Origin of the sequence: Halobacterium noricense (assembly GCF_021233435.1) — an archaeon.
Taxonomy (GTDB): domain Archaea; phylum Halobacteriota; class Halobacteria; order Halobacteriales; family Halobacteriaceae; genus Halobacterium; species Halobacterium noricense.
In genome coordinates, this window is the sequence record NZ_CP089468.1 from 395,884 (window position 1) to 420,173 (window position 24,290).

Sequence of the window (24,290 nt, forward strand, 5' to 3'; positions counted from 1 at the left end):
CGTTGAAAACTGCTCGCCGGCCTACTCGCCGGTGTCCGTGTCGCTGACCCTTCGGATGCGGTCGATGCCGTCGATTTCGTCGATGACGTCCGCGACCGGCTTCGGGATGAGTTCGCGCCAGTCGCCGCCCGCCGCCATCCGGCGGCGGATTTCGGTGCCTTCGAGCACGTCGCGCTCGAACATCGGGGACTGCCGGACCTCGATACCGGCTTCGTCGAACAGCCGGATGACCAGCGGGTTGTTCGAGTACGCCACGTCGAAGTTCGGGCTCATCGACTGGACGTGGCTCACCCAGACCGCGTTCCGGTCGAGGTCCTCGATGGGGACCGCGTACGTCACGAGGTCGAAGTCCACGAGGGACTTCGTTATCATCATGATGCGCTCGCCCGCGGTGAACGGGTTCCGCGTGGTGTGGGAGTCGCCGGCGCTCCCGATGCCGACGACGAGCTCGTCGACCTCGGTGGCAATCTGCTCGACGACGCGGTGGTGGCCGTTGTGGTACGGCTGGAAGCGACCGATGTAGAACCCGCGGGTCATTTCCTCACCTCGAAACACCTCGTCAGCGCCTATAAGAATGGCGAGTTCGGCGCAACCGGCTGTTCGGCCCTGCTAGTGCCGGTCGGCGAAATCCTGTTCGGGTGCCTGAGCGCTCGAAACCGGGGAATACGGCCGGTTACGCGTTCCGACGAGGGAGAAAGTATATCAGTCGCCCGTCCTTGGTTTCACGTGTCGAAATCACTTCTATGAGCAACGAATCGACCGAAGACGAGCCCCACCACGAGGACCCCGACGCCGACGCCCCCGACGCCCCCGAAGCGGGCGAGGAGTCGACGGCCGAGTCTGCCGAACCCCTCGACGACCTCGAGGACCTCGGCAGCGAGGTCGGCGTGGAAGGCGACGTCTCTATCAACGAGGACAACGCCGAGGACGACCTGCTTGGCGGCCTCGAAATCCCGGACACCTCGGCCATCGAGGTGCCCGAACGGCTGGTCGACCAGGTCATCGGCCAGTCCGAGGCCCGCGACATCATCCTGCGCGCGGCCAAACAGCACCGCCACGTGATGATGATCGGCTCCCCGGGGACCGGGAAGTCGATGCTCGCGAAGGCGATGAGCCACCTCCTCCCGAAGGAGAGTCTACAGGACGTTCTCGTCTACAACAACCCGGACGACTCCAACGAGCCGAAGGTCCGGACCGTCCCCGCCGGAAAGGGCGAGCAAATCGTCGAAGCCCATCAGGAGGAAGCCCGCAAACGCAACCAGATGCGGTCGTTCCTCATGTGGATCATCATCCTGCTCGTCGTGGGTTACGCGCTCCTCATCGCCCACCAGCCGCTGCTGGGCGTGCTCGCGGCCGGTGTCATCTATCTGGCGTTCCGCTACACCGACCGCGGCGGCGACGCGATGGTGCCCAAGCTCCTCATCAACAACGCCGACAGCCAGACCGCGCCGTTCGAGGACGCGACCGGTGCCCACGCCGGCGCGCTGCTCGGCGACGTCCGCCACGACCCGTTCCAGTCCGGCGGCATGGGGACGCCGAGCCACGAGCGCGTCGAAGCCGGATCCATCCAGAAGTCCCATAATGGCGTGCTGTTCATCGACGAAATCAACACGCTCGACGTCCGCAGCCAGCAGAAGCTGATGACGGCGATTCAGGAGGGCGCGTTCTCCATCACCGGCCAGTCCGAACGCAGTTCGGGCGCGATGGTCCAGACCGAACCCGTCCCGTGTGACTTCATCATGGTCGCGTCCGGGAACATGGACGCGATGGAGAACATGCACCCCGCGCTCCGTTCCCGCGTTCGCGGGTACGGGTACGAGGTGTACATGGACGACACCATCGAGGACACCCCGGAGATGCGCAGGAAGTTCGCGCGCTTCGTCGCCCAGGAGGTCGAACGCGACGGCCAGCTCCCGCACTTCGACGCGGACGCCGTCCGCGAGCTCATCCTCGAAGCGAAGCGCCGCGCCGGCCGCAAGGACCACCTCACGCTCGAACTGCGCGACCTCGGTGGGCTCGTGCGAGTCGCCGGCGACATCGCGAGCTCGAAGGGCAACGAATTCACCACGCGCGACGACGTGCTGCAGGCGAAGAAGCGCTCGCGGTCCATCGAACAGCAGTTCGTGGACAACTACATCGAGCGCCGCAAGGACTACGAGCTCGGCACCTCCCAGGAGGAGGCCGTCGGCCGCGTGAACGGCCTCGCGGTCATGGGCGGCGACTCCGGCATCATGCTGCCCGTGATGGCCGAAATCACGCCCGCGCAGAGCCAGGAGGAGGGTCGCATCTACGCGACCGGCCAGCTCAAGGAGATGGCCGAGGAGGCAGTCGAGAACGTCTCCGCCATCATCAAGAAGTTCAGCGACGAGAACATGTCCGAGAAGGACGTGCACATCCAGTTCGTCCAGGCTGGCGAGGGCGGCGTCGACGGCGACTCCGCCTCCATCACGGTCGCGACCGCGGTCATCAGCGCGCTGGAGGACATCCCCATCGCGCAGGACCTCGCGATGACCGGCAGCCTCTCCGTCCGCGGGGACGTGCTGCCGGTCGGCGGCGTCACGCACAAAATCGAGGCCGCCGCGAAGGCGGGCTGCACGCGCGTCATCATCCCGAAAGCCAACGAGCAGGACGTGATGATCGAGGACGAGTACAAAGACCAGATCGAGATCATCCCGGTCTCGCACATCAGCGAAGTCCTCGACGTCGCGCTCGTCGGCGAACCCGAGAAGGACTCGCTGGTCGACCGCCTCAAATCCATCACCGGCAAGGCCCTCGAAGGCCAGACGGAGTCCGGTGCGACCGGCGGCTCGCCGAGTCCGCAATAGTACCTTTTTCAGCGCTCGCTTCGGCGGCTTCGCCGCCTTCGCTCGCTTGCAAAAAGCTACGCTAAAAAGCCTCGCGGCTCCAGTCGCGCACCGAAGGTGCGCGGTAGTCGCCACTCGCCCCACTCGCTCACTCCGCTCGCTCGTGGTGGGCGTTCTCTCTTCTTAGCCTCCGCGACCACTGCTGACCGCCACTTTTCTACGCGCGTCCCGCGTGCGCCGACGTGATGGCGTACTGGGTCGCGTTCGCGGCGTTCGCGCTGCTGGTGACTTCTGGGCTCGTCGCGCTTACGCGGGCGTCAGAGGGCGTCGTCGGCGAGGGAACCGAGGAGTTCACGGCGGGTGAGTTGCTGTTGCAGACGACGCTCTCGCAGGCCGTCGTCGGCGCGCTCCTCGTGGCCGCGCTGTGGTTGGCGCGGATTCCCCTCGAATCGCTCGGCGCCGCCGTCTCCGTCGACCTCGCCGCCGTTGGCGTCGCCGCAGGGCTCGTACTCGCGCTCGGGAACGAGGCCGCGATGCACGTGCTCGACTCGGCGGGGCTGGGCTACGATGCGGAACTCCGGGAGACGCTGACGCCCGACCAGCGTCGCGGCTGGCTGATTCTATTCTGCGTCGCGCTGCCCGTCGTCGCGGGCTTCGAGGAACTGTTGTTCCGCGGGATTCTCGTCGGCGCGCTCTCAGTGGGCTTTGGCGTGTCGCCGTGGGTGCTCGCGGCCGCGTCGAGCGTCGCGTTCGGGACGGCGCACACCGCGCAGGGCACGACTGGGGTCGTCGTCACGACGCTGTTGGGGTTCGCGCTCGCCGCGGCGTACGTCCTCACCGGCAGCCTGCTCGCGGTGTTCGTCGCGCACTACGTCGTGAACGCCGCGGAGTTCGCGGCGCACGCGCGGTAGTCAGGACTCGAGCGCGCGGAGGCGGTCGACGACTTCCGGTGGCGCGCCGCTCGGACCGTCACGGACGCGGTGGTCCGGGACGAACAGTGGGACGGGGTTGCTCGCGAGCGCGGCGCGCGCGGTTTCGCGGGCGTCGCTGTCCTCGGGGTCCGTGTCGGGGACCATCGAGAGGACGCGCTTGACCGTGACGCGCTCGCCGTACGGGACGTTCCGGACGGCTTCGAGCACGACGCGGTGGTTCGTCGGGACAGTCAGGCCGACCTCCACGTCGTCGAAGTCGTCCTCCGCGCCCTCGAAGTACGCCTCGACGCGGTCGAGCAGCGGGTGGTCGGGGTCGGCGTCCGCCGGCACGCCCTCGGGGAAGGAGACGCTGATGACGCGGTCGCCCGCGACGCCGAGTTGGACGGCTCTGTCGAGATACGACGACTCGCGTGCGTAGATACCGGCCGCAGCCATGTGTGCGTCCACGGCCGACACGGCCTTGTACGTTCGGCCACCGGTGAGTCGGGCAGTCTCCGGCCGGCTCGACGCGCACCGACGCAAGACTTATGTACAAACTAGTGCATTAATGCACAATAATGGACGAGAGTGACGGGCTCGCGCCGGCGGTGCAGTCAATCCTGAACGCGGCCCGCGAGCGAGAACCGGACAGCGGCCGGGTATCGGTGTCTCCCCGGTCGCTCCCGGACGCGTTCGCGGCCGCCGAGGCGGACGGGCGCGTGCCCACGATTGCGGAAGTGAAACCGACAAGTCCCACCACGGAGGGCGGGCGCCACGACGACCCCGTCGACCTCGCCGAGCAGATGGTCGCGGGCGGCGCGGCCGCGCTCTCCGTGCTCACCGAACCCGAGCACTTCGGCGGCAGCCCCGAGAACCTGCGCGCGATTCGGGACGCCGTCGACGTGCCCGTGCTCCGGAAGGACTTCCTACTACGGGAGGCGCAACTGGACGCCGTCGAAGCCGACGTCGTCCTGCTCATCGCGCGCTTCCTCGGTGACGACCTCGAACCGATGCTGGCGGCGGCCCGCGAGCGCGGCTTCCAGGCGCTCGTGGAGGTCCACGACCGCGACGAACTCGACCGCGCAGTCGACGCCGGCGCGGACATTATCGGCGTGAACAACCGCGACCTCGCGAAACTGGAGGTCGACCTCTCGACGTTCGAGACGGTCGCGCCCCACGCCCCCGAGGACGTGACGCTGATTGCGGAGAGCGGCGTGAGCACGCCCGCGGACGTCCGGCGGATGCGCGAGGCGGGCGCCGACGGCCTGCTCGTCGGAAGCGCCATCATGGCCGGCGACGTAACCGAGAACACGCAGACGTTAGTGAACGCATGAGCGAGGAATCTAAGCGAACGACGGGCGCACAGTCGGAGACGCAGGCCGGGAAGTTCGGGGCGTACGGCGGCCAGTACGTCCCCGAGGTCCTGATGCCGGCGGTCGAGGAACTCGCGGATGCCTACGAGCGCTACGTCCTCGGCAACGAGGACGGCTTCGTGGACGACTTCCGCCAGCGCATCCGGGAGTTCGGCGGGCGGCCGACGCCGCTGAGCCACGCCGAGAACCTCTCGGGGCGCTACGGCTTCGACGTCTACCTCAAGCGCGAGGACCTCCTGCACGGCGGCGCGCACAAGCTCAACAACGCGCTCGGGCAGGTGTTGCTCGCGAAGTACATGGGCAAGGAGCGCATCGTCGCCGAGACCGGCGCAGGCCAGCACGGCACCGCGACCGCGATGGCCTGTGCGTACCTCGACATGCCCTGCGAGATTTACATGGGCCGCACGGACGTGAACCGCCAGCGGCCGAACGTCTTCCGGATGCGCATCCACGACGCCGAAGTCAACCCGGTCGACGTCGGCTCGGGCACGCTGAAGGAGGCAATCAACGAGACGATGCGCGACTGGGCGACGAACGTCGAGGACACCCACTACGTCATCGGCAGCGTCGTCGGCCCGCACCCGTTCCCGGCGATGGTCCGGGACTTCCAGTCGGTCATCAGCGAGGAGATGCGCGTGCAGTCGGAGGACCAGCTCGGCCGGCTTCCCGAAGCCGTCATCGCGTGCGCCGGCGGCGGGTCGAACACGATGGGTGCGTTCGCCGCGTTCGTCGGACGCGCGGACCACCGGTCCGCGGAACAGGGGAGCGGCGGAGTCGCGACCAGCGCTCGACTCCCGGGTGCGCCCGAGGGCACGCACGAGCCCGCGGCGGACGTGGACCTGCTCGCTGTCGAGGCGGGCGGCTCCAGCCTCGGCGTGGACAAGGCGGAGGGGTACGCGCCGAACTCCGCGAGCCTCTCGACGGGGACTGAGGGCGTGCTCCACGGCGCGCGCACGAAACTCCTCCAGACGGAGGAGGGCCAAATCGTCGAGTCTCACTCCGTGAGCGCGGGCCTCGACTACGCGGGCGTCGGCCCGGAACTGGCGTACCTCGTGGACGAGGGCCGCGTCGAGCCCGTGAACGTCGACGACGACGCCGCGCTCGAAGCCTTCCACCGCCTCTCCCGCGAGGAGGGCATCATCCCGGCGCTCGAATCGAGCCACGCCGTCGCCTACTTGGAAGGGTACGAGGGTGACGGCCCGGTCGTCGTGAACGTCTCCGGCCGCGGCGACAAGGACCTCGACACGGTCATCGAGGAGTCCGCAGCGCGCGACATCGCCGGCGCGCCCACGATGGAGGTGTTCGAGGAGTGACCCGCAGCGAGATTCGCGCCGCGTTCGAGGGCGGCCCCGCGCTCGTCTCCTACGTCGCCGCGGGCGACCCGAGCGCGGAAGCCACGAAGGAGTACGTCGAAGCACTCGTCGACGGCGGCACCGACGTCGTCGAACTCGGCCTCCCGTTCTCGGAGCCGGTCGCCGAGGGCACCACGATTCAGAACGCCATCAAGCGCGCGCTGGAGGCCGGCATGACCCCGGACGCCTACCTCGACCTCGTTCGGGAGTTGGACGTGGACGTGCCCGTCGTCTGCATGACGTACTACAACCTGATTTACCAGTACGGCTCCGAGCCCGGCCCCGAGGAGTTCGTCGAAGCTGCCGCCGAGGCGGGCATCTCCGGATTCGTCGTGCCCGACCTCCCAGTCAACGAGTCCGAGCCGATGTACGAGGCGTGCCGCGAGCACGGCCTCGACTTGGTGTTCATCGTCGCGCCGACGACGACGCCCGAGCGCCTCGAATCGATGCTCGACCGCACCACCGGGTTCGTCTACGTGCAGGGCCGGCTCGGCACGACCGGCGCCCGCGACGAGGTCAGCGAGAACACGCCCGAGGCGCTCGAACGCCTGCAGGACGCCGACGTCCCGAAGGCCGTCGGGTTCGGCATCTCGTCGGGCGATCAGGCCCGCGAGGTCGTCGCGAGCGGGGCCGACGGCGTCATCGTCGGGAGCGCGTACGTCGACATCATCGCCGACGGCGTCGAAAACGACCTGCCGATCGAGGCGGTCGCCGACCGCCTCGAAGCGCTCGCCGCGGAACTGAAGGCGGGGGCGCGGAAGGGTCTGCCCGAACCGGAACGCAAATAGCCGACCGTTTGCTACTCACTACCAATGACACCAGGGAAGACAGCGCGACTCGACCGCATCGGCCGGGATGGCCGATTCGTCACCATCCCGATGGACCACGGAATCACACTCGGCGCCGTCGACGGTCTCGTCGACATCGAATCCACCATCGACGCAGTCACGAGCAACGGTGCCGACGCCGTACTCACGCAGAAAGGCATCGCCCCCCGCGTCCACGGGAACAAGAACGACGCCGGCTATATTGTCCACCTCAACGCCTCTACGTCTATCGGGCCGGACTCCAACGACAAGCGCTTCACCGGCACCGTCGAGGAAGCCGTCCGAGCCGGCGCAGACGCCGTCTCCTTCCACATCAACGTCGGCAGCGACCACGAACCGGACCAGATTACGCAGCTCGCGGGCGTCGTCGACGACGCACAGGACCTCGGGATGCCCGTGCTTGCGATGGCGTACGCCCGCGGCCCGGGCGTCGACGAACACGACGCCGAAAGCCTCGGCCACGCCGTCCGACTCGCGGAGGAACTCGGCGCGGACGTCGTGAAGACCGCCTACTCGGGGAGCCGCGAGAGCTTCGAGCGCGTCGTCGAGTCCACGAGCAAACCGGTCATCATCGCCGGCGGCAGCCCCGACGGCGACCGCGAAACCCTCCAGAACGTCCGCGACGCGATCGACGCCGGCGCTGTGGGCGTCTCGACGGGTCGCACTGTCTTCCAGCACGACGACCCCGGCGCGATGACGGCCGCCATCGCCGCCGTGGTCCACGAGGACGCCGCGCCCGACGAAGCGCTCCGCGAGGCCGGCCTCCCCATCGAAGCCTGACCCGTCGTCTTTCGCTTTCTCAGACGTCGGCGTACGCGAGTTCCCACGCTCCCGGGAGCGTGTCGAGCACGCTCCGGAACTCCGTGGCGGCCAGCCCGTAGAACTTCTCGCGGCCGACGGCCGTCCGCACCCGCACGACGACCGTGTGGTCGGTCGCCTCGAACGCGGTTAGTGAGCCGCCGCCCGCGCGTTCGAGGCGCGCGCACTCGGGTTTCCGGTCGACGAGCTCGGAACCGAGGTCCCAACTGAGGGACTCGGCGGCGTCGAGCGCGAACGGCACGCGCTCGCCCATGATGCGGCCCTGTCCACTCGTTGCCATACCACGTCCTCAGTAGTTCAGCAGTATAAATCGTGTCATTCCGGCACACGCGCCGCCAGCAAGTACGCGTTGCTCCGGTACGTTCAAGGCCGCACCGCGTCTCCATCTGCCTAATGACACGGTCCGTCTGGCTGAAGGCCGACGACGCGGTCGGTGACTGGGAGACGCGCAAGCGACGCATCACGACCGGCTTGGAAGCCGGCGTCGACTGGGTGCTCGTCGACGACGAGGACGTCGAGCGCGTCCGCGAACTCGGCTCGGTGAACGTCGCGGCGTTCCGCACGGACGACGGCGACGTCATCGAAGAAGCCGACAGCGAGGAGCCCGCCGAACCCGACGCGTACGTCGTCGGGAAGGACGGCGAGGGCGACGGCACCGTCGACCTCCCGGAGGACTTCTCGGGGAGCGCGGACCTCTCCACGATTCGCCGCGGGAACGCCGACGCCGCCTACGTCCGCATCCTCGACGAGCGCTACGAGGCGTTCGCCGAGGAAGCCGCACAGGACGCCGAACACACCATCGTCGTCGGCGAGGACTGGACTATCATCCCGCTGGAGAACCTCATCGCGCGCATCGGCGACGAGACCACGCTCGTCGCTGGCGTCGAATCCGCCGCGGAGGCCGAGACTGCCTTCGAGACGCTGGACATCGGCGCCGACGCCGTGCTGCTGGACAGCGACGACCCGGACGAGATTCGCCGCACGGTGCAGGCCCGGGACGCCGCCGAGCGCGAGCGCCTCGACCTCGCGTGGGTCACCGTCACGGAAATCGAGGAAGCCGGGAGCGCGGACCGCGTCTGCGTCGATACGGGCACCCTCATGGAGGACGACGAGGGGATGCTCGTCGGGTCGATGTCCCGCGGCCTGTTCTTCGTACACGCCGAGACCGCCGAGTCGCCGTACGTCGCATCCCGGCCGTTCCGCGTGAACGCGGGGGCCGTCCACGCCTACGTCCGGACACCCGACGGCGGCACGAAGTACCTCGCGGAACTCTCCAGTGGCGACGAAGTGCAGGTCGTCGACCGCGAGGGCCACACGCGGACCGCGGTGGTCGGGCGCGCGAAAATCGAGAAGCGCCCGATGTTCCGTGTCGAAGCCGAGACCGAGTCTGGGGACCGCATCGAGACGCTGCTCCAGAACGCCGAGACCATCAAAATCTCCACGCGCGAGGGTCGTACCGCCGTCACGGACCTCGACGAAGGCGACGAGATTCTGGCCTACCTCGAAGAGGGCGGTCGCCACTTCGGCGAAGCCATCGACGAGCGCATCATCGAACAGTAAGGAGCCGTCGGCCGCTACGCGGATTCGGCGTCGTCGGTCGCAGTGTCGAATCGCGTCGTACACCACGGACAGAAGTCGAGGTCACGGTCGAGTTCTTTGCCACACGCCGGGCATTCGGCGGGTTCACCAGCAGCGTCCGCGTCGGCATCGCCGTGCGTCGGCACGCGCTCGGCGACGTTGTTCGCCGTGTCCCGGACCGCGACGAGGTACGCGTCGACGACGTTCAGCACGCGAATCACCAGCAGGCTGAGCGTCACTTCGAGGCCGAAGCTCTCGCTGGCTTCCACGAGGCCAGCGAAGCCGTCGGTCTGGAACGCCTGGTACGCCGACTCGGGGACGACCAGCGCGGCCGTCACGAGCGCGAGCACGAACCACGAGACGGCGCGCACCCAGCGCCGCAGGTAGACGTGTCCGAGGCCGGGGTAGACGAAACCGAGTACCGCCGCGATGACGCCGCGTCGATTGACCACAGTTACCGGGACTCGGTGCCGCGCGCTCCTAAAGCCACCGAAGCCGGCTACTGGAGGTTGTCGACGAGCGTGCGTAGCGTCGCGGCGTCGTACTGTCCAGGCGCGGTCGCGTTCTCGGGGTCGGCGGGCGCGTACCCGATGCGGGAGCCGTACAGCGGTGCGACCGCGCGCGTGTGCCGGCCCGCCTCGCCCATCGCCATCGTGGCGACGGGCGCATCCACCGCGCTGAACTCGTGGGTGACGCGCAGCAAGTCGAGGGCGTCCTCGCGGTCCTCGGCGGTGACTGCGAGCTTCCCGACGTCCCCCAACGAGCACGCTTCGCCCAGCAACTCCGCGAGCACCTCCATCTCGGGCGTCCCCTCGAAGTCGTGCACCGAGACGATGGCCGCGGTGTCCTCGGCGCGTGCGGCCGCCAGCGCCTCGACGCCGTCGCCGTCCTCCTCCGTGAGCGCCGCGAGTTCGACGTCGATGGCGTCCACGCAGTTGGTGCGCGCGGCCTCCGCGAGCGCGTCGATACGGCCGTCCTCGCCGCCCTCGCCGCCCTCGCCGCCCTCCCACTCGGCGCGGTTCGTCGCGATAACCGGGAGCTCGCCGTCGTAGTCGTCGAGCCCCGGCAGCGGGTCGTCGGTGAGGTCCATCCGGAACTCGACGGCGTCTGCGTGCTCGCGGGCGGCCGGCTCGTCCCCGAGGTCCGAGACGGGTGCCGCCAACACGAACTCCTCGAAGTCCATGGGGTGTCGTGTGCGGGCCGTCCGCAATACGGTTTCGGAGTCCGCAACGAGCTCGTCGGTTCGACGGCGTGTCCTCGAAAGCCCCTGACCGTCTCGCGTCCGCTCGACAGCATCCCGCTCGCTCGCTGCGCTCGCTCACGGGTCGCTTCGCTCCCCGTTCGCGCATTCTGAGGCGCTTCGCGCCTCGCGTCGCTCGCGGGAGCCCTGCTGTCGAGCGAACGAGTAAACGCGAGACGGCCAGCCCCTTTCAGTCCCGAAGACTCACTGCGTTCGTCTTCCGCCCACACGACCGGCTGGTCGTCCGGGAGACGCACGGCTGTCGTCTCGGAAAGCGCGGAAAACGGTCGTCGGTCGTCGAGTGCGCGCTCAGACCGGAATCGTGTCTTCGGCTTCGAGCAGCTCGTGGTAGCGGTTCCGGATGGTGACCTCGGAGATGTCCGCGACCTCCGAGACCTTCGCCTGCGTCGTCTTCTCGTTGGTCAGCAGCGCGGCGGCGTACACCGCGGCCGCGGCGAGGCCGACCGGGCTCTTGCCGGAGTGGACGCCCTTGTCCTTCGCAGTTTTGAGGAGTTCACGGGCGCGGTGGGCGGACTCGTCGGAGAGTTCCAGCGACGAGGCGAACCGCGGCACGTAGCTCTCGGGGTCGGCGGGCGCGACTTCCAGGCCGAGCTCGCGGACGACGTAGCGGTACGTGCGCGCGATTTCGGACTTCTCGACGCGGGAGACGTCCGCGATCTCGTCGAGGCTGCGCGGGACGCCGGCCTGCCGGGCGGCGGCGTACACGCAGGAGGTCGCGACGCCCTCGATGCTACGGCCGGGCAGCAGGTCGTCTTCGAGCGCGCGGCGGTAGATGACCGACGCGGTCTCGCGGACGTTGTCCGGGAGGCCGAGCGCGGAGGCCATGCGGTCGATTTCGCCGAGCGCCTGCTTGAGGTTGCGCTCTTTGGCGTCGCGGGTGCGGAAGCGCTCGTTCCACTTGCGGAGGCGTTGCATCTTCTGGCGCTGGTTCGAGGACAGCGAGTTGCCGTACGCGTCCTTGTCGCGCCAGTCGATGTTCGTCGACAGCCCCTTGTCGTGCATCGTGTTCGTGGTTGGGGCCCCGACGCGGGATTTCTCGTCTTTCTCCTTGGAGTCGAACGCGCGCCACTCGGGCCCGCGGTCGATGCCGTCCTCCTCGACCACGAGGCCGCAGTCGGCGCAGACCGACTCGCCGTGCTCTTCGTCCTGGACGACGAGACCGCCACACTCCGGGCAGCCGTCCGTCGTCTCTTCTTCGTCCGTGCGCTCCTGCTCTCGGGAGCGCATGCGTGCATCTGTCATTAGCGTGAAATCACCGGAAAACCCGGGTGAGTCGTAGCCCATCGGTTAGGGCAAAACGCACTTAACCGTTGCGCTATTCCGACGAGGGGAGACCCGACCGCGTCGGTTTTTACCACGGGGTGCCAACCCACGGCCATGCGCGTCGTCTCGCTCGCACCGAGCGCCACCGCTACCGTCGCCGCCCTCGGCGGTAGCGACCGCCTCGTCGGCGTTACCGCACATTCTAGAGATATCGACGCCCCCGTCGTCGGCGGCTGGCTGAACCCCGACTTCGAGACGGTGGCCGACCTCGACCCGGATATCGTTCTCACCAGCGACGCCCTCCAGCGCGACGTCCGCGACGACCTTTGCGACCGCGGCTTCGACGTCCACCACGTCGAGCCGGCGACGCTCGACGACGTCCTCTCGACGTTCGCGGCAATCGGCGACGCCGTCGGCCTTCCCGACGCGGGCACCGAACTGGAAGCCGAGAGCCGCGAGCGGGTCAGGGAAATCGAAGCGCGCGTGGCCGACCAACGGGAGGCCACGGAACGAGCGAATGGCGAGGGACTACGTTCCTCGAACCGTTCGAGCGGGCAAAGCCCGCGAGAAGACGGGGAGGAACGACCCGTGAGCCGAGCGCCCGACGACGGCCCGGTCGTCTACTGCGAGGAGTGGTCGGACCCGCCGATGGCCGCCGGAAACTGGGTGCCCGACGTGGTGGAAGCCGCGGGCGGCCGCTACCCGTTCGTGGACGCCGGCGAGCGCTCCCGAGAGGTCGAAGCGAGCACGGTCGAAGCTGCGGATCCCGAGCACGCCGTCGTCCACGTCTGCGGGAAGGGCGACAGCGTCGACCCGGACTTCGACGGCCGCGGCTGGACGTTCGACGCCGACGTCCACGTCATCGACGACAGCCTCCTCAACCAACCGAGCCCGCGGCTGCTCGACGGCCTCGAAACGCTCGCCGCGCGAATCCACGGCGACTAAGGCGCGGGCCGCCCGCTTCCCGGTATGCGAGTCGCAGTCGGCTCCGGGAACCCGGTGAAACGCGACGCGGTCGCGGCCGCGCTCCCGGACGCGACAGTCGAATCGGTCAGCGTCGCCAGCGGCGTCCCCGAGCAGCCGTGGGGCGACGACGAGACCATCGAGGGCGCGCAGAACCGCGCGGAGCGCGCGCTCGACGCTGGCGAGTACGACCTCGGGGTGGGACTGGAAGGAGGAGTGGTAGAACGCGATGGCGACCTCTTTCTCATTATGTGGGCGGCCGCGAGCGACGGCGAGCGCGTCGAAATCGGTGGCGGGCCGCGGATGCGCCTTCCGGACGACGTGGCTGCACGGCTCCACGACGGTGCGGAACTCGGCCCCGTGATGGACGACCTGCTCGACACCTCGGGCGTCGCGGAGAATCAGGGCGCAGCGGGCGTGCTGACCGGCGGCATCACGAACCGCACCGAAGCGCTGCGAACCGCGGTCGCTGGCGCGCTCGGGCCGTTCGTCACCGACTACTACTAGAACTACTCCTCGACGGCGACGGCGTCCGAGGAGAGGTCCGCCTCGTCGCCCTCGACGGCTTCCGTCAGCGAGACGTCCAGCCACGTCATCGACACAGCGCCGCCCGCGACCGTCACGACGTTCTTCACCACGTGGTCAACGACGGCGACACTGAGCGCGGACCCGAACGGGACAGGAAGCAGCGTCCAGACAATCGCCGCAAACGCCGCCTCGTAGATGCCGATGCCGCCCGGCGGCCCCGGGATGACTTTCGCGAGGTTGCCGATGCTGACGGCGAAGAAGCCGACCGCGAGTAAGCTCACGAGCGCGACGTCGAAGCCGAACGCGAGGAAAATTAGTAGCGCAGTGGCGACGTCGATGGTCCAGATGAGCACGCTCGTCGCGCCGATGCGCGCGAACGCGCGGCCGTCGGCGGCGACCCGCTGGATGTCGCCGACGAACTGCTCGAAGACGCTCGCCACCATCTCCGTGTAGGAGTCGTCGCTGGCCCACTCGACCACCCGGCGCACGTAGTTGGTGTCCGAGCGCGCCGACCAGACGATGGCGACGACCGCGGCGACTGCGAGCACGCCGACGACGGAAGCCACGACGACGGCCTGCTGGAACGCCTGTGACTCGTCCCCACCCAGCCCTTCGCCTGCGGCCGTCGCCGCGAGTTCGGCGACCGTCTCGGGTGCGAACGTCGCCAGCGCGACGAGCACGCCGCCCGCCAGCACCGTGATGGTGAGCAGGTCGTAGACGCGCTCGACGGTCAGCGACGCGAATCCGGTCGTGTACGGGATGCCGCGTCGCGCTTTCACGACGTACGCGCGGATGGCGTCGCCGGCGCGCGCGGGTATCACGAGGTTCCCGGTCTGACTGATGAACACCGCGCCCGTCAGGAACCACGTGCTCTCGCGGTAGCCCAACTCCGTGAGGATGTCGCGGTAGCGCAGGCCGCGTAGCGGCCACGACAGTAGGTAGACGGCCCCGCCCGCCGCGACCAGTGCGGGGTCGGCGTCCTGCACCGCGTCCACGAATTCGCCGACATTAATGTAGAAGAACATCAGCGCGAACGCCACCACCGAGAGCAGGACGCCGACCACGGTGCCCGTGCGGCGGTTCGCGTACGGGCTCACGTTGAACTCCCAGAAGCAGCGCAGAATCTGGCTGCCCATCCCGAAGACGTCCCGCACCAGGTCGACTTTCGAGTCGCCCTTCGGCGTCCAGTCGACCGGGAACTCCTCGACCGTGAACCCGCGGCGCTGGGCGCGCACCAGCATCTCCGTGTCCCAGAACCAGTGCTCGTCCTCGACCTCGCCCACGAGGTTCTCGAAGGCCTCGCGGTTGAACGCCTTGAACCCGCACTGGTGGTCGCGCAGGTCCGAGCCCAGCAGCGTCCGCACGGCGAGGTTGAACCCCCGCGAGGGGATGCCGCGCTTGGCGGGTCGGTCGGCCTGCTCGCCGGGAATCCACCGCGACCCCGTCGCGACGTCCGCGTCCCCGGAGCGCACGCTCTCGATGAGCTCTTCGAGGTGGCGCATGTCCGTCGCGAGGTCCGTGTCGAAGTACGCCAGCGTGTCCCCGTTCGCGGCCCGGAATGCGGCGTTCAGCGCGCCGCCGCGGCCCAGGCGTTCGTCGCTGTGGAAGTGGCGGACGCGGTCGTCTTCTGCGGCGAGCCGCGAGGCGATTTCGGGCGTCTCGTCCTCGCAGCCGTCCTCCGCGACGACGACCTCGTAGCTGCCGGCGGGGAGGAAGGCGTCGAGCGTCGAGAGCGTCGTCCGGACCGTCCGCTCGATGGTGTCGGCCTCGTTGTAGGCGGGGAGGACGACGCTCACTTCGACGCGCGACGCTGTCATTATCCGAGGATTCGGCCGTGACCGGGTAAGAACTTTCTGCCTCGGGTCGCGCGCGGCCCGGCGTTAACCGCGCCTACCAATACGCCCGCTCCGGGCCACCACCCCCGGCACGGAGCACACCAAAACCGCAAGACAGCAGCCGATTTACCACGCGTACCAAACCCCTCTTGGGGTGGCCGTGCCACTGTACTGGTATGAGCGCGACAGCCGCGGCGAGTCAGGCACTCACCCCGAAGCAGCGTCGCATCCTCGACTACCTCCGCGACCACGCCGACGACCGCACGTACTTCAAGTCGCGGCTCATCGGCGACGAACTCGACCTCTCCGCGAAGGAGGTCGGCGCCAACATGCCCGCCATCGAGGCCGGCGAGTTCGACATCGACGTCGAGCGTTGGGGGTACTCCTCCTCGACGACGTGGAAGGTCGAGGCTTGACCGCCGACTGACGGTTCGGCCCGCGCGGACTCGTCATCCACCCGCGCGGGATTCGCGTTCTCCCCAGCTCGGCCGGGAATCCAGTGTCTGTCGCAGTCCCGCTCGGGCTGCACTCGTTTTCTCCCACGGAGCCGTCGCTACGCGTCGTGAACGCGCCGCCCGACTCGCGGTCAGGGTTCGTAGGAGAGGAGGTCGGCGGCCTCGCCGGCGAACTCCGCGGCGTTCGCGTCGAAGGAGTCGGCGTACCGCACGAGCAGCGTGATGAGGGTCTCCGGGCGCTCGACGGCGTAGCCGTCCGCCCGCGAGAGCACGCCCGCGTCCTCCAGTTGTGCGGCGTACTTGCTCACGGTCGCCGGCGACACGTCCAGCGATTCCGCGAGGCCGCTGGCGGTCGCGTCGGGGTTACGGAGGAGTTCGACGACCATCCCGCGCGGCGTCTCCCGACGGAGGTAGCCGAGCGCGCGCTTCTCGAACGGCGAGAACCGCTCTGCGGGGAAGAAGCGCTTGTAGTCGCCGTCGCGCTCGCTCTCGACGGCGGACTCCTCCAGCAGCCGCCGGAGGTGGTGTTGGGTCTCTCCGGTGCCTAACTGGAGGTCGTCCCGGAGCTTCGAGAAGTGCGCGCCCGGCGTCGCCGTCACGTAGCCCGTGATGGCGTCGCGGACGTCGCTGTCGCCGCCCTCGCCGTCGTCGTCACCGCCGGCGAGCCGCGTCAGCGGGCTCGCTGCGCCGACGGCGGCGAACCGGCGGAGCGTCGAGCGCTTGTCCTCGTCGATGCCCATCTACGCGGCCCTAGGTTGTCACCCGAGAAAAGCGTTCGGTACCAGGTGGCACGCCAGCGTGGACGCAGTTACGCGTCCTTGTTGTCGTCGCCGCTGTCGCTGTCACTGCCGTTAGCGCTGCTGTCGCCCGTGTCGAGTTCCTGGTCCATCTCCTCGATGACCTCGTCGGTCGACGTCAGGCCGGCGTCCTCGCCGCGCTGGACGGCCTCGGCCTGCTCTTCGAGCTTCTCGGGGTCGATGTCGGCTTCCTGGCTGATCTGGTTGAGAATCTCGTCGATGTCGTCGAGGCCGATGAGTTCGCGGGTCTCGGCGTCGAATTCGAGGCTGTCGAGCTCGGTGCCGCCGCCGGCGACGTCGCTGCCGGCGAGGTGCTTGCCGTAGCGGCCGACGAGGCTGGTGAGCTCCTGCGGCAGGACGAACGTGTTCGACTCGCCGTCGCCGATGCCCTCCAGCGTCTCCATGCCCTTCTCGATGATGGCGCGCTCGCCCATCGACTCGGCGGACTTCGCGCGGAGGACGGTGGAGATGGCGTCCCCCTGCGCTTCCAGAATCTGGGACTGCTTCTCACCCTGCGCGCGGATGATGTTCGACTGCTTGTCCCCCTGCGCGTTCTCGATGGCGGACTGGCGCTCACCCTGCGCTTCGAGAATCATCGCGCGGCGGCGACGCTCGGCGCTGGTCTGTTGCTCCATCGCCTTCTGGACTTCCTGGGAGGGGTTGACTTCGCGGACCTCCACGCTCTCGACGCGAATCCCCCACTCGTCGGTGGGTTCGTCCAGTTCTGTGCGGATGCGCGCGTTGATCTCCTGGCGCTTGTTCAGCGTGTCGTCCAGTTCCATGTCGCCCAGCACCGCGCGCAGCGTCGTCTGCGCGAGGTTCGAAACGGCGGTCTTGTAGTGGTCGACTTCGAGGAACGCCCGCTTGGCGTCCCGCACGCGGATGTACACGACGGCGTCGGCGGTCACCGGCGAGTTGTCGCGGGTGATGGCCTCCTGCCGGGGCACGTCGATGGTCTGCGTGCGCATGTCGAAGGGGTACGTGCGTGCGACGAACGGCGGCACGATGTTGATACCGGGTTCGAGGAGGCCGCGGTACTCCCCGAACACCGTGAGCGCCTTCTTCTCGTAGGCGTCCACAATTTCGACGGTCTCGTAGACGACGACGGCCAACAGCAGCAACAACAGCAGCCCGACTGCCGGTATCACTGCGCCGCCCGTCTGTAGCGGGGTTAACTCCATGTGTGAACGTTCGGCGAGCGGACAATAAGTGTTGGTACGCTTCGCGCCGCGAGCGACCGCCGGCCCGCAGAATCAGTCGCCGTCGGTGTTCCCGCTATCCCGGTCGAGTTCCCGGTCGATGTCGTCGGCACCGTCGACGGCTTCTACAGTGAGGATGTTGCCTCCGCCGGGGTCGACGACCACGATTTCCGCGTTCTCCTCGATGGTCCCGGAGATGCTGCGCGCGCCGTACGTCGGGTTGAAACCGCCGGATTCGAGTTTCACGCGTCCGGAGCGCGGCGTCACTTCTTCGAGGACGTAGCCGCGCTCGCCGCGAAGGTCCTCCGCGTCCAGCGTCTGGCCGCGCCCGGTCCCCTGGTAGATGTCGTAGTTGCGGTACAGGTAGAGGGAGACCAACCCGATGCCCAGCACGAGGCCCGCGAGCACGAACGGGGTCGCCGCTGCCGGCACGAACAGCCCGATGAGGCCGGCGATCAGGAGCGCGATGCCGAGGACGATTAGGTGTGCACCCGGCGCGAGCGCCTCCATGATGCACAGCGCCGTCCCGGCGAGGACGAGCAGGAACGACAGCGACTGTCCGAACAGTTCGGCCATACACGGGAGTTAGGCGCGCGGCGGGAAAACCGTTTACCCGCGTGGTCGACCGCAGGGAGACCACGTTATGACGAACGGCGAGCAACGCGAGCCGTGAGCAGCGTGGCCTCGCTGCGCTCGGCCACGTCTCGAGCGAGCGGGGAACGAAGTGACCCGCGTGGGCGGGCACAGCGAGGCCACATTTGAGAGCAGAGAGACCACGTTCGAGCCGCGTGTTCGTGCACAAAAGAACCGAACGTTCAGAACAGCAGGAGCGCGAGCACGCCGACCATGGCGGCGACGCCGAGCAGGAAGAACGCGACGTTCTCCGGGTTCGGCGACCCGGGTTCGATGGCTCGCACGTCGGGTTCGGCGTCGGGGCCGACTTCGTCGACCTCGTAGCGCCACGCGCGCTCGTCGTTCTCTGACATGTCCGTTTCTACCCCGTCGACGGGGAAAAACTCGCGGGTTCGGTGGATTCAGGACTCGCCGGCGTAGACGACGCCGCGTTCGCCGTCCACGGTGACGGTGTCGCCGTCCACGATGTCGTCGAGGTCGGCGTCCCCGACCATCGGCACGTCGAGTTCGCGCGCGACCATCGCGGGGTAGCCGGTCATCCCGGACTGTGCGCTCACGATGCCCGCAATCTTCGAGAGGTCGCCGTGGAACTCGTCGTCGAAGTCCGGCCCGAGCACGACCACCGCACGCTCGGGAACCTTGGAGAGGTCGCCGTCGTCGAGCACCGCCACGGGCGCGGTGACGCGTCCCTTCACGACGGACTGGCCGACCGTGAGGGTCTCCGCGGCGACGTGGACTTTCAGCGTGTTCGTCGTGCTCGCGCCTTCGAGGTCGGTCATCATGCCGACGAGCACGACCACGGTGTCGCCGCTGTCGACGATGCCGGAGTCGACCGCCGACTGGACCGCGTGCTCGACGACCGTCGTCGCGTCGCCCTCCGCGACCGCGGCGTACTCGGCGTGGACGCCCCAGTTGAGCGCGAGTTCGCGGCGCACGCGGTGGGAGGGCGTCGCACAGACCACGGGGACGCGCGGCCGGAACTTCGCGGCCTTCCGTGCGGTGTAGCCGGATTCGGAGGCGACGACGACGGCGCTCGCGTCGATGTCGCGGGCGAGGTAGCGTGCCGACCGCGCGAGCGCGTCGGTCTTCGCCGTGCCGTTCGCGGTCGGGACGCGTTGCTCCTGCAGTTCGGCGTACTCGCCGCTGGATTCGACTTCGCGCACGATTCGGTCCATCGTCTCCACGACCCGCGTCGGGTTGTCGCCGACCGCGGTTTCGGCGGACAGCATGACGGCGTCCGTGCCGTCGAGGACGGCGTTCGCGACGTCGCTAGCCTCGGCGCGCGTCGGCCGGCGCGCGTGCACCATCGAGTCCAGCATCTCCGTCGCCGTGATGACGGGGACGCCGGCGTCCCGACAGCGGCGGATGATGCGCTTCTGAATCATCGGCACGTCCTCCATCGGGCACTCCACGCCGAGGTCGCCGCGCGCGACCATCACGCCGTCCGCGGCCTCGACGATGTTGTCGAGGTTGTCGACGGCACCCGCGCGCTCGATTTTGGCGACGACGGGCACGTCAGCGCCGAACGATTCGAGCACGCGCTCGACTTCGAGGACGTCGTCGGCGTCCCGGACGAAGCTCGCTGCGACGTAGTCGACGCCCTCCTCGGCCGCGAGTTCGAGGTCGCGGCGGTCCTTCTCCGTGACCACGTCGAGGTCGAGGTCGACGCCCGGGACGTTCACGCCCTTCCGGCTGCCGAGTTCGCCGCCGGACTCCACGCGAGCGGTGACGACGTTGCCCTCGACGTCCTCCACGACGGTCTCGATGCGGCCGTCGTCCAGCAGTACGCGGTCCCCGGGTTCGGCCGCCGCGACGCTCGTCGAGAGGCCGATGGTCTCGCCCGTCGTCTCGCCGCCCGGCATGAACTCCACCAGACTCCCAGTTTCGATGTGAACCGGTTCGTCGGTCTCGGCCGTCCGGACCTCCGGCCCCTTCGTGTCTAACATGACGGCGACCGGCTTCTCGGTCAACTCGTCGACCCGTCGCGCCGTCCCAATCAGGTCGCGGCGGTCGTCGAGGTTGCCGTGGCTCGCGTTGATGCGCGCGACCGACATCCCCGCGTCCACCAGCGACCGTATCGACGACTCGTCGTCTGTCGCCGGCCCCAGCGTACAGACGATTTTCGCGTTTCTCATACCCCGCGGCTACGACGCCGCCACGCAAAAACGTACGTGGTTAACTCGCCGCCGAGTTACAGCCCGGCCACAGCGACTTTTCGGCGGCCGACACAACCCCCGTGTATGCCGACGTACGCCGCCATCGCCACCGTCGAGACCGGGAAGTTCCAGAACGCCCAAGAACTCGCCGCCATCTGGGGTGACGTCCGCGCCGACCTCGAAGCCCAGGACTGCGACCTCCAGGACGCCTACATCCTCCTCGGCGAACGCGACGTCCTCCTCGTCTTCGACGCGCCCGACCGCGAAGCCGCGCTCCAAGCCTCTATTGCTGCCGAACGCTACGGCATCGACATGCAGACCATGGAAGCGATGGACGTCGAGAAACTCGGCGACGTCGTCGAGGATCTGTAAACGCACTTTTTGCTGCGCTCGGCGGCCTCCGGCCGCCGAGCTGGCAAAAACTTGCGGCAAAAGCACTCCTCCCTCCCGATGGTCGGTCGTCGGCCCGCGCTCACTCCGTTCGCGCGGTGAACCGCTCGCCTCGGGCTCTCCGAGCCGCTCGGATCGCGGATGCTTGACGCCGGACTACGTAATCAGGTGACGAGTATTCGCGGCTCGAACGGTCCGTAGGTCCTGAGCGCCGCGATTCTCCGCGCGACCGTAGGGAGCGCGGGCGTCGAGGACCCCGTAGTGGGGTCCGACGGCGCTTTTTCCCCAAGTTTTTGCAAGCGAACGCGCCGAAGGCGCGTGAGCGCAGGAAAAAGTGGCTACTTGATTTTGGTGCCCGGTTCGCTGTCCTCGTGCGTAGTGAGGAGGTCGGCGTCCTCGCCGGCGGCGAGAATCATGCCGTTGGACTCGACGCCGAACAGCTCGGCCTTCTCGAGGTTCGCGACGATGACGACGCGCTTGCCCGGTAGTTCGTCGAGGTCGTGGAGCTGCTTGATGCCCGCGACAATCTGGCGGACTTCGTGGCCGATGTCGACTTCGAGGCGCGCGAGGTCGTCGGCATCTTCGATGCCTTCCGCGTCCTCGATTTCGCCGACGCGCAGGTCCAGCGCCTGGAAGTCCTCGAAGCTGACGCGCTCGTCGGCGAGCGGTTCGAGCTCGGTCTCGGATGCTTCGCTCACGTCCTCGTTCTCTTCCTCGTCGCTACTAGCGGCTTCGATTTTCTCCTGGAGCTTCTCGTCGAGCTCCTCGACGCGCTCGTCCTCGACCTTCGTGAACAGCTCCTCGGGCTCGCCGAACTCCGCGGGCGGTGCCTGCAGGCAGTCGCCGATGGTCGCGTCCGCCACGGAGCCGTCCTCCTCGATTTGCGTCCAGATTTCGTCGGCCTTCTCGGGGACGAACGGCTGCAGCAGGACTGCGACGGCCTTCACGAGCTGCACGCAGTCGCGGATGACTGGCGCGGCCTCCTCGTCGTCGAGCTTCCAGGGCTCGTTGCGCTGGATATACTCGTTGCCGTAGCGAGCGAGCGCGACCGCGCGCTCCCCCGCGGACTTGAGGTCGTAGTCGTTGAGCGCGTCCTCGTAGTCGTCCATCGCGGCCGCGATTTCGGTCTCCACGTCGTCCGAGACCGCGGCGTCGGGCGTCCCGTCGAAGTTCCGGGTCGCGAACAGCAGCGCGCGGTAGACGAAGTTCCCGACGACGTCCGCGAGTTCGCTGTTCACGCGCTCGGCGAAGCGGTCCCACGAGAAGTTCACGTCGCGCTCGAACCCGCTGGCCGTCGCCATGTAGTAGCGCAGCAGGTCCGGGTGGAACCCCTCGTCGAGGTACTCCTCGGCCCAGATGGCGCGGTTCTTCGACGTCGAGAGGCCCTTGCCGTCGATGTTCACGAAGCCAGTCGCGCAGACCGCGCGCGGCTCGGTGTAGTCGGCGGCCTCCAGCATCGCCGGCCAGTAGACGGTGTGGTGCTGGATGATGTCGCGGCCGATGACGTGGACGATGTGGCCGTCGCCGTCCTTCCAGACGGGTTCCCAGTCGAAGTCGCCCGTGCGCTCGCTGTACTGCTTGGTCGTGGAGACGTATTCGATGGGGGCGTCCACCCAGACGTACAGCACGAGGTCGTCCGAGCCGTTCGCGGCTTCGCCGCTCTCGTTCCGTTGCTCGTCCCGAGCAACGCTCTCCCCGGGGTAGTCGATGCCCCAGTCCATGTCCCGCGTGATGCAGAAGTCCTCCAGTTCGCCCTCGATCCACTCGCGGGGCTGATTCTGGGCGTTGCTCGTGCCTTCGAGGCGGTTGATGAACCCCTGGAGGTGATCCTGGACGTCCGAGAGCCGGAGGAACTTGTGGTCGCGCACGCGGTACTCCGCGGGGTTGCCGGTGAGCGTCGACACGGGGCCCTCGATTTCGCCGGGTTCGAGGTGGCGCTGGCAGCCCTCGTCGCACTCGTCGCCGCGCGCGTGCTCGCCGCAGTACGGACACGTGCCCTCGACGTAGCGGTCGGGGAGCCACTGGTCGGCCTCGGGGTCGTAGGCGACGTTGATCTCCTTCTCGTGGACGTGGCCGTTCTCCTCCCACTTGCGGACGAACTCCTTCGTGAGCTCGGTGTTGGTTTCGTCGTGGGTGTGGCCGTACTGGTCGAAGTCGACGTTGAACTTCGGGAACGTCTGTTCGTACTGTTCGTGGTGGCGGAGCGCGAACTCCTCGGGGCTGACGCCTTCCTCGGCGGCGTTGACGGCGATAGGGGTGCCGTGCATGTCGCTGCCGCAGACGTAGATGGCGTCCTGGCCGAGCTTTCGGAGGCCGCGCGTGAACGCGTCGGCGTTCACGTAGCTCCGAAGGTGGCCGATGTGGAGGTTGCCGTTGGCGTACGGCAACCCCGCGGTGACCACCGTCTGCTCGTCGGTCGGGAAGTCCTCGTAGGTCATGGTTCCTCGTTCTTCCGGCGCGGGCCTAAAGCCCGCTGGTTGCGTCGCGACGTTCCGGTTTCGTGGCTGTGGCTGGCGGGTGGCGCTCGTGGAGAAGCGGGGATCGCGTCCACCTGGCGGCCGCATGAAAGCCCGTCACGCGACGAACAGCACGCCCTCGATGAGCGCGACGGTGATTGCGAGGCGGCCGACGCTGCCGGCGAACGTCGCGAGCGCGAACCGCCGGTAGTCCTTCTCGATGACGGAGAACGCGTACAGCGAGATGGTGTCCGGGAAGAACGGCACACTGAGCCCGACGGCCATCCCGTAGTAGCCGTACGTCTGAACGAGGTCAACCATGCGAGTCTTCGACCACTCGACGGGGTCGAAGCCGAGCCGGCGGAGCGCGCGCACGACGACGCTGGAGTGGCTGGCACCGTGGCCGACCGAGAGCGCGATGACGCTGCCGAGGGACTTCCCGACGCCGCTGACCACGACGACGATTCCGACGAGTACGGGGCCGGGGAGGCCGAGGCCGAGCGTCGCGGCGCTCCCGCAGACGTAGCCCGCGGGACACAACACGACCTCGCTGGGCAGTGGGAGGACGAACGCGATGAGAAACGAGTAGACGAAGATGATGCCGAGTCCCGGCCAGCCCGTCGCGGCACGGACCGCTCCCTCGACGGCGCTCAGGTCGATGGAGAGCGCGAGCAGGACGGACGAGAGCAC

The 24,290-nt window shown here is 68.3% G+C and carries 25 protein-coding genes; 11 read left to right on the forward strand and 14 right to left on the reverse strand.

Annotated elements, in window-relative coordinates:
* Positions 1–21: 21 nt before the first annotated feature.
* Positions 22–537 carry a nicotinamide-nucleotide adenylyltransferase gene (locus LT974_RS02270; protein ID WP_232589036.1) on the reverse strand — a complete coding sequence of 172 codons (516 nt, stop codon included), beginning with the start codon at positions 535–537 and terminating at the stop codon, positions 22–24.
* A gap of 206 nt (positions 538–743) precedes the next feature.
* On the opposite strand from LT974_RS02270, the gene lonB reads away from it, so the two are divergent.
* The gene (gene lonB / locus LT974_RS02275; RefSeq protein ID WP_232589037.1) at positions 744–2,825 is read left to right on the forward strand and encodes an ATP-dependent protease LonB; all 2,082 of its coding nucleotides are present in this window, start codon (positions 744–746) and stop codon (positions 2,823–2,825) included.
* A gap of 224 nt (positions 2,826–3,049) precedes the next feature.
* Positions 3,050–3,715: a CPBP family intramembrane glutamic endopeptidase gene (locus tag LT974_RS02280; RefSeq protein WP_232589038.1), complete on the forward strand. Its 666-nt coding sequence runs from the start codon at positions 3,050–3,052 to the stop codon at positions 3,713–3,715.
* Here LT974_RS02280 and LT974_RS02285 read toward each other — a convergent pair whose 3' ends face one another.
* Positions 3,716–4,171: an MGMT family protein gene (locus LT974_RS02285; protein WP_232589039.1), complete on the reverse strand. Its 456-nt coding sequence runs from the start codon at positions 4,169–4,171 to the stop codon at positions 3,716–3,718. It lies immediately after the preceding gene.
* A 122-nt stretch (positions 4,172–4,293) separates the two neighbouring features.
* On the opposite strand from LT974_RS02285, the gene trpC reads away from it, so the two are divergent.
* Genes trpC through LT974_RS02305 form a run of 4 tightly spaced genes read left to right on the forward strand, consistent with a single transcriptional unit; the run spans position 4,294 to position 8,047 of the window.
* On the forward strand, positions 4,294–5,049 hold the full coding sequence (trpC, locus tag LT974_RS02290) for an indole-3-glycerol phosphate synthase (RefSeq protein WP_232589040.1): 756 nt from the start codon (positions 4,294–4,296) through the stop codon (positions 5,047–5,049).
* The gene (gene trpB, locus LT974_RS02295) at positions 5,046–6,401 is read left to right on the forward strand and encodes a tryptophan synthase subunit beta (protein WP_232589041.1); all 1,356 of its coding nucleotides are present in this window, start codon (positions 5,046–5,048) and stop codon (positions 6,399–6,401) included. The genes trpC and trpB overlap by 4 nt, the downstream gene beginning before the upstream one ends.
* The gene (gene trpA / locus LT974_RS02300; protein WP_232589042.1) at positions 6,398–7,228 is read left to right on the forward strand and encodes a tryptophan synthase subunit alpha; all 831 of its coding nucleotides are present in this window, start codon (positions 6,398–6,400) and stop codon (positions 7,226–7,228) included. Before trpB ends, trpA begins: the two co-directional genes overlap by 4 nt.
* Positions 7,229–7,252: 24 nt before the next feature.
* Positions 7,253–8,047: a 2-amino-3,7-dideoxy-D-threo-hept-6-ulosonate synthase gene (locus LT974_RS02305; RefSeq protein ID WP_232589043.1), complete on the forward strand. Its 795-nt coding sequence runs from the start codon at positions 7,253–7,255 to the stop codon at positions 8,045–8,047.
* A 19-nt stretch (positions 8,048–8,066) separates the two neighbouring features.
* On the opposite strand, the gene LT974_RS02310 is transcribed toward LT974_RS02305, so the two are convergent.
* Complete coding sequence (locus tag LT974_RS02310; protein WP_232589044.1) at positions 8,067–8,366, reverse strand: hypothetical protein; 300 nt, start codon at positions 8,364–8,366, stop codon at positions 8,067–8,069.
* Positions 8,367–8,479: 113 nt separating this feature from the next.
* Here LT974_RS02310 and LT974_RS02315 point away from each other — a divergent pair, with 113 nt between their 5' ends.
* Positions 8,480–9,646, forward strand: a complete 1,167-nt coding sequence (locus tag LT974_RS02315) for a 3-dehydroquinate synthase II (protein ID WP_232589045.1) — start codon at positions 8,480–8,482, stop codon at positions 9,644–9,646.
* Positions 9,647–9,660: 14 nt separating this feature from the next.
* Here the strand turns inward: LT974_RS02315 and LT974_RS02320 are convergent, their stop codons facing one another.
* From LT974_RS02320 to LT974_RS02330, 3 genes are all read right to left on the reverse strand, one after another.
* Complete coding sequence (locus LT974_RS02320; protein ID WP_232589046.1) at positions 9,661–10,116, reverse strand: DUF6677 family protein; 456 nt, start codon at positions 10,114–10,116, stop codon at positions 9,661–9,663.
* 47 nt (positions 10,117–10,163) lie between these two features.
* Positions 10,164–10,847, reverse strand: coding sequence for a type I 3-dehydroquinate dehydratase (locus LT974_RS02325; RefSeq protein ID WP_232589048.1), 684 nt, complete (start codon positions 10,845–10,847; stop codon positions 10,164–10,166).
* 366 nt (positions 10,848–11,213) lie between these two features.
* The gene (locus LT974_RS02330) at positions 11,214–12,167 is read right to left on the reverse strand and encodes a transcription initiation factor IIB (protein WP_059055800.1); all 954 of its coding nucleotides are present in this window, start codon (positions 12,165–12,167) and stop codon (positions 11,214–11,216) included.
* 135 nt (positions 12,168–12,302) lie between these two features.
* On the opposite strand from LT974_RS02330, the gene LT974_RS02335 reads away from it, so the two are divergent.
* Both LT974_RS02335 and LT974_RS02340 read left to right on the forward strand, forming a co-directional pair.
* A complete protein-coding gene (locus LT974_RS02335; RefSeq protein WP_232589049.1) occupies positions 12,303–13,133 on the forward strand; it encodes a helical backbone metal receptor in 831 nt (276 codons plus the stop codon).
* 24 nt (positions 13,134–13,157) lie between these two features.
* Entirely contained in the window at positions 13,158–13,658 is a 501-nt protein-coding gene (locus LT974_RS02340; RefSeq protein WP_232589050.1) for a DUF84 family protein, read from the forward strand.
* A gap of 2 nt (positions 13,659–13,660) precedes the next feature.
* Here LT974_RS02340 and LT974_RS02345 read toward each other — a convergent pair whose 3' ends face one another.
* A complete protein-coding gene (locus LT974_RS02345; protein ID WP_232589051.1) occupies positions 13,661–15,496 on the reverse strand; it encodes a flippase-like domain-containing protein in 1,836 nt (611 codons plus the stop codon).
* A gap of 194 nt (positions 15,497–15,690) precedes the next feature.
* Here LT974_RS02345 and LT974_RS02350 point away from each other — a divergent pair, with 194 nt between their 5' ends.
* On the forward strand, positions 15,691–15,930 hold the full coding sequence (locus tag LT974_RS02350) for a DUF7123 family protein (protein WP_230887757.1): 240 nt from the start codon (positions 15,691–15,693) through the stop codon (positions 15,928–15,930).
* Positions 15,931–16,100: 170 nt separating this feature from the next.
* Here LT974_RS02350 and LT974_RS02355 read toward each other — a convergent pair whose 3' ends face one another.
* The 5 genes from LT974_RS02355 to pyk form a co-directional block, all read right to left on the reverse strand.
* The gene (locus LT974_RS02355) at positions 16,101–16,709 is read right to left on the reverse strand and encodes a winged helix-turn-helix transcriptional regulator (RefSeq protein WP_232589052.1); all 609 of its coding nucleotides are present in this window, start codon (positions 16,707–16,709) and stop codon (positions 16,101–16,103) included.
* A gap of 68 nt (positions 16,710–16,777) precedes the next feature.
* The gene (locus LT974_RS02360) at positions 16,778–17,947 is read right to left on the reverse strand and encodes an SPFH domain-containing protein (RefSeq protein ID WP_232589053.1); all 1,170 of its coding nucleotides are present in this window, start codon (positions 17,945–17,947) and stop codon (positions 16,778–16,780) included.
* A gap of 72 nt (positions 17,948–18,019) precedes the next feature.
* Positions 18,020–18,541 (reverse strand): NfeD family protein, encoded by a 522-nt coding sequence (locus LT974_RS02365; protein WP_232589054.1) that lies wholly within the window; start codon positions 18,539–18,541, stop codon positions 18,020–18,022.
* A gap of 239 nt (positions 18,542–18,780) precedes the next feature.
* On the reverse strand, positions 18,781–18,951 hold the full coding sequence (locus LT974_RS02370) for a DUF7312 domain-containing protein (RefSeq protein WP_230887753.1): 171 nt from the start codon (positions 18,949–18,951) through the stop codon (positions 18,781–18,783).
* A 48-nt stretch (positions 18,952–18,999) separates the two neighbouring features.
* Positions 19,000–20,733 (reverse strand): pyruvate kinase, encoded by a 1,734-nt coding sequence (pyk, locus tag LT974_RS02375; protein ID WP_232589055.1) that lies wholly within the window; start codon positions 20,731–20,733, stop codon positions 19,000–19,002.
* A 105-nt stretch (positions 20,734–20,838) separates the two neighbouring features.
* On the opposite strand from pyk, the gene LT974_RS02380 reads away from it, so the two are divergent.
* On the forward strand, positions 20,839–21,126 hold the full coding sequence (locus LT974_RS02380) for a GYD domain-containing protein (protein WP_232589056.1): 288 nt from the start codon (positions 20,839–20,841) through the stop codon (positions 21,124–21,126).
* A 356-nt stretch (positions 21,127–21,482) separates the two neighbouring features.
* On the opposite strand, the gene metG is transcribed toward LT974_RS02380, so the two are convergent.
* Together metG and LT974_RS02390 are read right to left on the reverse strand one after the other, a co-directional pair.
* Positions 21,483–23,582, reverse strand: coding sequence for a methionine--tRNA ligase (gene metG, locus LT974_RS02385; RefSeq protein WP_232589058.1), 2,100 nt, complete (start codon positions 23,580–23,582; stop codon positions 21,483–21,485).
* A 135-nt stretch (positions 23,583–23,717) separates the two neighbouring features.
* Positions 23,718–24,290, reverse strand: a complete 573-nt coding sequence (locus LT974_RS02390) for a VTT domain-containing protein (protein ID WP_232589060.1) — start codon at positions 24,288–24,290, stop codon at positions 23,718–23,720.

What these genes read in the sequence shown, in the direction of transcription:
- LT974_RS02340 (WP_232589050.1), top strand. Translation starts at nt 13,158, where the DNA reads ATGCGAGTCGCAGTCGGCTCCGGGAACCCGGTGAAACGCGACGCGGTC.
- LT974_RS02370 (WP_230887753.1), bottom strand. Translation starts at nt 18,951, where the DNA reads ATGTCAGAGAACGACGAGCGCGCGTGGCGCTACGAGGTCGACGAAGTC.
- LT974_RS02280 (WP_232589038.1), top strand. Translation starts at nt 3,050, where the DNA reads ATGGCGTACTGGGTCGCGTTCGCGGCGTTCGCGCTGCTGGTGACTTCT.
- LT974_RS02365 (WP_232589054.1), bottom strand. Translation starts at nt 18,541, where the DNA reads ATGGCCGAACTGTTCGGACAGTCGCTGTCGTTCCTGCTCGTCCTCGCC.
- trpC (WP_232589040.1), top strand. Translation starts at nt 4,294, where the DNA reads ATGGACGAGAGTGACGGGCTCGCGCCGGCGGTGCAGTCAATCCTGAAC.
- LT974_RS02310 (WP_232589044.1), bottom strand. Translation starts at nt 8,366, where the DNA reads ATGGCAACGAGTGGACAGGGCCGCATCATGGGCGAGCGCGTGCCGTTC.
- LT974_RS02350 (WP_230887757.1), top strand. Translation starts at nt 15,691, where the DNA reads ATGAGCGCGACAGCCGCGGCGAGTCAGGCACTCACCCCGAAGCAGCGT.
- LT974_RS02305 (WP_232589043.1), top strand. Translation starts at nt 7,253, where the DNA reads ATGACACCAGGGAAGACAGCGCGACTCGACCGCATCGGCCGGGATGGC.
- LT974_RS02380 (WP_232589056.1), top strand. Translation starts at nt 20,839, where the DNA reads ATGCCGACGTACGCCGCCATCGCCACCGTCGAGACCGGGAAGTTCCAG.
- LT974_RS02330 (WP_059055800.1), bottom strand. Translation starts at nt 12,167, where the DNA reads ATGACAGATGCACGCATGCGCTCCCGAGAGCAGGAGCGCACGGACGAA.
- pyk (WP_232589055.1), bottom strand. Translation starts at nt 20,733, where the DNA reads ATGAGAAACGCGAAAATCGTCTGTACGCTGGGGCCGGCGACAGACGAC.
- LT974_RS02325 (WP_232589048.1), bottom strand. Translation starts at nt 10,847, where the DNA reads ATGGACTTCGAGGAGTTCGTGTTGGCGGCACCCGTCTCGGACCTCGGG.
- LT974_RS02270 (WP_232589036.1), bottom strand. Translation starts at nt 537, where the DNA reads ATGACCCGCGGGTTCTACATCGGTCGCTTCCAGCCGTACCACAACGGC.
- metG (WP_232589058.1), bottom strand. Translation starts at nt 23,582, where the DNA reads ATGACCTACGAGGACTTCCCGACCGACGAGCAGACGGTGGTCACCGCG.
- LT974_RS02345 (WP_232589051.1), bottom strand. Translation starts at nt 15,496, where the DNA reads ATGACAGCGTCGCGCGTCGAAGTGAGCGTCGTCCTCCCCGCCTACAAC.
- LT974_RS02315 (WP_232589045.1), top strand. Translation starts at nt 8,480, where the DNA reads ATGACACGGTCCGTCTGGCTGAAGGCCGACGACGCGGTCGGTGACTGG.
- LT974_RS02355 (WP_232589052.1), bottom strand. Translation starts at nt 16,709, where the DNA reads ATGGGCATCGACGAGGACAAGCGCTCGACGCTCCGCCGGTTCGCCGCC.
- LT974_RS02335 (WP_232589049.1), top strand. Translation starts at nt 12,303, where the DNA reads ATGCGCGTCGTCTCGCTCGCACCGAGCGCCACCGCTACCGTCGCCGCC.
- LT974_RS02285 (WP_232589039.1), bottom strand. Translation starts at nt 4,171, where the DNA reads ATGGCTGCGGCCGGTATCTACGCACGCGAGTCGTCGTATCTCGACAGA.
- lonB (WP_232589037.1), top strand. Translation starts at nt 744, where the DNA reads ATGAGCAACGAATCGACCGAAGACGAGCCCCACCACGAGGACCCCGAC.
- trpB (WP_232589041.1), top strand. Translation starts at nt 5,046, where the DNA reads ATGAGCGAGGAATCTAAGCGAACGACGGGCGCACAGTCGGAGACGCAG.
- LT974_RS02360 (WP_232589053.1), bottom strand. Translation starts at nt 17,947, where the DNA reads ATGGAGTTAACCCCGCTACAGACGGGCGGCGCAGTGATACCGGCAGTC.